The 4,969-nt window shown below is 64.4% G+C and carries 5 protein-coding genes; 1 reads left to right on the plus strand and 4 read right to left on the minus strand.

The window, feature by feature from the left end:
* Positions 1–170: 170 nt before the first annotated feature.
* Positions 171–1,022, minus strand: a complete 852-nt coding sequence (locus tag VGP39_RS21810; protein WP_327570168.1) for an LD-carboxypeptidase — start codon at positions 1,020–1,022, stop codon at positions 171–173.
* A 48-nt stretch (positions 1,023–1,070) separates the two neighbouring features.
* Between VGP39_RS21810 and VGP39_RS21815 the strand changes: the two genes are divergently transcribed.
* On the plus strand, positions 1,071–2,474 hold the full coding sequence (locus VGP39_RS21815; protein WP_327570169.1) for a glutamate ligase domain-containing protein: 1,404 nt from the start codon (positions 1,071–1,073) through the stop codon (positions 2,472–2,474).
* A 3-nt stretch (positions 2,475–2,477) separates the two neighbouring features.
* Here VGP39_RS21815 and VGP39_RS21820 read toward each other — a convergent pair whose 3' ends face one another.
* The 3 genes from VGP39_RS21820 to dapB are packed head-to-tail and all read right to left on the minus strand — an operon-like array spanning position 2,478 to position 4,466.
* Positions 2,478–3,008, minus strand: a complete 531-nt coding sequence (locus VGP39_RS21820; RefSeq protein WP_327570170.1) for a GNAT family N-acetyltransferase — start codon at positions 3,006–3,008, stop codon at positions 2,478–2,480.
* Positions 3,005–3,628, minus strand: a complete 624-nt coding sequence (locus VGP39_RS21825) for a 2,3-bisphosphoglycerate-dependent phosphoglycerate mutase (RefSeq protein ID WP_327570171.1) — start codon at positions 3,626–3,628, stop codon at positions 3,005–3,007. Before VGP39_RS21825 ends, VGP39_RS21820 begins: the two co-directional genes overlap by 4 nt.
* A gap of 22 nt (positions 3,629–3,650) precedes the next feature.
* Positions 3,651–4,466, minus strand: a complete 816-nt coding sequence (gene dapB / locus VGP39_RS21830) for a 4-hydroxy-tetrahydrodipicolinate reductase (RefSeq protein WP_327570172.1) — start codon at positions 4,464–4,466, stop codon at positions 3,651–3,653.
* Between the last annotated feature and the right edge of the window lie 503 nt (positions 4,467–4,969).

The raw sequence follows: 4,969 nt of genomic DNA on the forward strand, positions 1-4,969 counted from the left end.
GATGAATTTAGGTTGAAGCGGCTCGCGTCACCTCTCCCCACAGGGGAGAGGTCGAAGCCGAAGGCTTCGGGTGAGGGGACTCTCCACGCGCTCATTCTCGCGGTTAGTCCCCTCATCCGGATCGCATCTGACGACGCGATCCGACCTCTCCCCTGCGGGGAGAGGTGGCCTCAGCGCTGGCACACGCTGCTGCCGAAGGGCACGATCTTGTTGTTGGCATCGTGCCCGATGTCGGCGCGGCCGAGCCATGGAATGCCGGACTGGTCGCACCAGTAGCGGGCGACTTCCTCTTCGTTCATTGCAAAATCCGGTTCGTTCGCGGTGATGTCGCTGCAACGCCCCAGCATGATGCCCGCCACCCCCCGGATCTCGGGATTGCTGGTGATGTGAAAGAGCGACCGGTCGATCCGGTACATCGCCTCCGACACCTCCTCCAGCATCAGCACATGGCCATCGAGGTCGGGCTGCAGCGGCGTTCCAAGCAACTGGCTAAGGACCGTGATGTTGAACGCCGCGGTCTTGTTCAAGCCGTTGACCGTCGGCTCCAGCGTTTCGGGCCCCCGATCGACCATCCAGGCCAGCGCCCGCCCGATTGCCGCCTCGCCACCATCCCGGCGGATGTCCTGCGCCATCGGACCATGCGCTACGGCCTCGAACCCTACGCTGTACAAAACGGCAAGCAACGCGCCGCTATCGCTATAACCCAGATAGGTTTTTCGTTTGGACGGCTCCTTCAAACCGTAAATCACCTCTTCGACGATGCGGCACGAGCCGTAGCCGCCGCGCGCGAACCACACCGCGTCGGTGTTGTCGTCATTGGCGACGTCGAGGAAGGCCCGCGCGCGGGTCTCGTCATCGCCCGCGAAATGCCCGTGCGATAGGAAGCACTGGGGATGAAAGAAAATCTCCGCCCGTCCGTCCGGATACAGCGATCCGGCTACCGCCCGTATTTTGTCGGCAACGTCAGGAGAAATACGCGAACCCGGCGCTACGACGGCGATCCTGCACTTCTGGTTGCTCATCGCCTCGCCTGCGTTGCACTTCACCGGCGGCGCTTGTAGATTCCGCCGATGTTCTTCACAAGAGATTACTTTTTTTGCGGCGTCGGCGGTAGTGGCATGACCCCGCTCGCCCTGATCGTCAAGGCCGGCGGCGGACGGGTTGAGGGTTCTGATCGCGCGCTCGACCAAGGACGCAATACCGAAAGATTCGATTTTTTGCGTTCGCGGGGCGTGCTGCTGCATCCGCAGGATGGCAGCGGCATTCGCAGAGCCGGCCAGATTCTGGTCACCTCGGCTGCTGTCGAGGAAACAATCCCCGACGTGCAAGCCGCGCGCCGCATCGGCGCCGCGGTTACCACGCGCGCAAAGCTTCTTGCCGAACTTTTCAATGCTTCTCCTCTAAGCGTAGGCGTCGCCGGCACCAGCGGAAAGTCCACCACGGTCGGCATGATCGGCTGGATCCTGCATCGCGCCGGAAAAAGCCCGACCATCATGAACGGCGCCGATATGAAGAACTTCGTCGCGGCGGATTCGCCGTTCGCCAGCGCAAGGATCGGCGAGGGCGGAGCATTCGCCAGCGAAGTGGACGAGAGCGACGGCTCGATTGCGTTCTTTGAGCCGCGCGTCGCGGTGGTGAACAACATCTCGCTGGATCATAAATCGCTGGACGAACTGCGTAAGCTGTTCCGGGATTTCGTCGCCAAGGCGGAAACGGTGGTGCTCAATCTCGACAACGAGGAAACCGCGGCGCTGTTGCCCGATTTGAAGCCGGGCCAGGCTTTGACCTACAGCCTGGCGAAAGCCGAGGCTGATCTTCTCGCCTCGTCGCCAGTCCCGTCGCCGGGTGGAATCGCGTTCACCGTGACCGCGCGCGGGTGCGGTGAAGCCGTCACGGTAAATCTCAAGGTTCCAGGGCTGCACAATATCGCCAACGCGCTCGCCGCTCTCTGCGCCGCGCAGACCTGCGGCGTGGCGCTGGCCGACGCCGCGGCCTGCTTAAGTGAGTTCAGCGGCATCCGCCGGCGGCTGGAGGTCGTTGGCACCGCCAACGGGATCACGGTGATCGACGATTTTGCCCACAACCCCGACAAGATAGCGGCCACGCTGGAAACCATGCACGCGTTTCCCGGACGCCTGCTCCTGATGTTCCAACCCCATGGCTATGGCCCGCTTCGCTTGATGAAAGACGCGTTGGTGGGCTGCTTTGCGGACGGGTTGCATGACGACGATGTCCTGGTCATGCCCGAGCCGGTATATTTCGGCGGCACCGTCGACCGCAGCGTCGGCAGCCGCGAAATCGTCACCGAGATCGAACGGCGGGGTCGAAAAGCCTTCGCCTTTCCGGACCGTAGCGCTTGCGGCGAGCGCCTGGTCAAGCTGGCCCGCCCGGGTGACCGCATCCTGGTCATGGGAGCCCGCGACGATTCGCTTTCGCTGTTCGCGCGCGAACTGCTGCGGCAGCTTGCGTCGTGAGGATCATCGCTCCAGCCGCTTCCACATCACCGCGGTGTCGCAGAGGCGGCCGTCCGGAAACAGCGCATAGTCCGGAATGATTCCGGATTGCGTCCAGCCGGCGTGCTGGTAGACGCGGTGGCCGTTTTCGCCCGGCACCGTGTCCAGCACCAGCAGCCAGCGGCCGTTGCGCTGCGCCTCTTCCTCCGCCCGCGCCATCAACGCCGCACCGATGCCCCGGCCGCGCGCGGAGCGATGCACCAGCATCTTCTTGATATCGGCGCGATGCGGCTGGTTGGGCGGCGTGTCGAGTCCGAGTTGGACCGTGCCGACAATCCTGCCCTCCAGCCGCGCCGCCAGCAATACGGTGTCGCTTGAGGCAACCGACGCCGCCACTTTCCGGAAGAACGCCAGCGCCTCGGCATGCGGGAATGGCGCCATGAAGCTGACGGAAGCGCCGCCCTCGACGCAATCGACCAGCACATCGGCGAGCTGACCAAGCGCCGGTTCGGCAACCGGCGCCTCGAGTACCCCGATTTCAAATGCCGCGCTCACGCCGCCAGGTCGAGCTTCGATGCCACCGTGGCGTCGGCATTGAGCCGGTAGATGATCGGCACGCCGGTGGCGAGTTCGCGTGCCAGAATGCCCTCCGGCGTCAACTTCTCCAGCACCATGATCAGCGCGCGCAGCGAATTGCCGTGGGCTGCGACCAATGTGCGCTCGCCGCGCAGCACGCACGGCAATATCTCCTGGACGTAATAGGGCAGCGTGCGCGCCAGCGTATCCTTCAGGCTCTCACCGCCGGGCGGCGACACGTCGTAGGAACGGCGCCAGACATGCACCTGCTCCTCGCCCCATTTTTTGCGCGCATCGTCCTTGTTGAGGCCTGAGAGATCGCCGTAATCGCGCTCGTTGAGCGCCAGATGCTTTTTGACCGGAAGGCCGGTCTGGCCCATCTCGGCCAGCATCAGATCGAGCGTGTGCTGCGCCCGCAGCAGCACCGACGTGAACGCAATGTCGAATGTAAAACCCTGTTCTTTCAGCTTGCGGCCGGCGTCTTTTGCCTCGGCGATGCCCTGTCCGGTCAGATCGGGATCTTTCCAGCCGGTGAAAAGATTCTTCAGGTTCCATTCGCTCTGGCCGTGACGCACGAGCACGAGAAGGCGGTCGCTCATTCGGTATGATTTCCGTTCGATTCTAGAAGTCGCGGAGGCCGAGCACGTCGGCCATCGAATACAGCCCGGGCTTCTTGCCGTGCGCCCACATCGCCGCCTTCAGCGCGCCGTGGGCGAAGATCATGCGGTCTTCGGCCCGGTGCGAGAGTTCGATGCGCTCGTAGGGGCCGGCGAAAATCACGCTGTGATCGCCGGTGACGGTGCCGCCGCGAAGCGACGCAAAGCCGATGTCGCCCGCCTTGCGCGCGCCGGTTTCGCCATCGCGCCCCCGCGCGGAGTGCTGATCGAGCGCGATTCCGCGGCCCGCGGCGGCGGCTTCGCCAAGCAGCAACGCCGTGCCCGACGGCGCGTCGATCTTGGCCTTGTGATGCATCTCGAGAATTTCGATGTCGAAACCCTCGTCCAGCGATTGCGCCACGCGCTTGACCAGCGCCGCCAGCAAATTGACGCCGAGGCTCATATTGCCGGACTGCACGACGACGGCGCGCGACGTCACGCTCTTGATTACCGCGTCGTCGGATGCCGAGAGGCCGGTGGTTCCGATCACATGCACAAGGCCGCGCTGGGCGGCGATGGCTACGTTGGCGATGGTCGCACCGGGCACGGTGAAATCCAGAATGCCGTCGGCGTCCTTCGACAGCGACCACAGATCGGCCGACAGTTTTATGCCGTTTTCGCCCAAGCCGGCGAGAGAGCCTGCGTCCTTGCCCAGAAGCTCGGACCCCGGCGCCTCCAGCCCACCCGTCAGCACAGCGCCCGGCGTCTCGGTGATGGCGCGCGTCAGCGCGCGGCCCATCCGGCCGCCCGCCCCCGCAACGATCAAGCGCATATCCGCCATTTCAGTCCTCTCAATAACAGCTTGCGGTATAGCCGGGGCCGCCGGTCACGGCAACCGAGCCGGGCGGAGTCGTCAACGTGCATACCGCTCGGGACACGCGGAATCGTCATTGCCGGGCTTGACCCGGCAATCCATCATTCTTCGAAAAATGCTTCTTGCGAAGAGGGATGGATACGCGGGCCTTCGCCGCGCCGAAGGGGCTTCGGCCCCGCAGGCGGGTCAAGCCCGCGTATGACGCGGAGTATGTTGCAGCGTCTTGCCAAGATTTCCAATTCGACGATTCAAACAGCCAAGCTTCTGCGTTCTCGCGGCGCAATGCGTCCGAGGTATACCAATCCCTCGCGAACCCAAGCGAGGGGGTAGAGCGGCGGGAGGCGCCAGGGCACCAGCGGGCACCCCTTGAGGCGGGATTAACGTACCCACCTCGCGCGGCAAGGCACCGCGCGCGCCCAGTGACGTAGGGCGCGGCACCTCCCGGCGCTCCACCTTGGCCACCAGCCTGT

Source organism: Bradyrhizobium sp., from assembly GCF_036009065.1.
GTDB lineage: Bacteria > Pseudomonadota > Alphaproteobacteria > Rhizobiales > Xanthobacteraceae > Bradyrhizobium.

Bases quoted from the DNA above. Each gene is read 5' to 3' on its own strand.
- VGP39_RS21810 (WP_327570168.1), bottom strand. From the start codon at position 1,022: ATGAGCAACCAGAAGTGCAGGATCGCCGTCGTAGCGCCGGGTTCGCGT.
- VGP39_RS21825 (WP_327570171.1), bottom strand. From the start codon at position 3,628: ATGAGCGACCGCCTTCTCGTGCTCGTGCGTCACGGCCAGAGCGAATGG.
- dapB (WP_327570172.1), bottom strand. From the start codon at position 4,466: ATGGCGGATATGCGCTTGATCGTTGCGGGGGCGGGCGGCCGGATGGGC.
- VGP39_RS21815 (WP_327570169.1), top strand. From the start codon at position 1,071: ATGTTCTTCACAAGAGATTACTTTTTTTGCGGCGTCGGCGGTAGTGGC.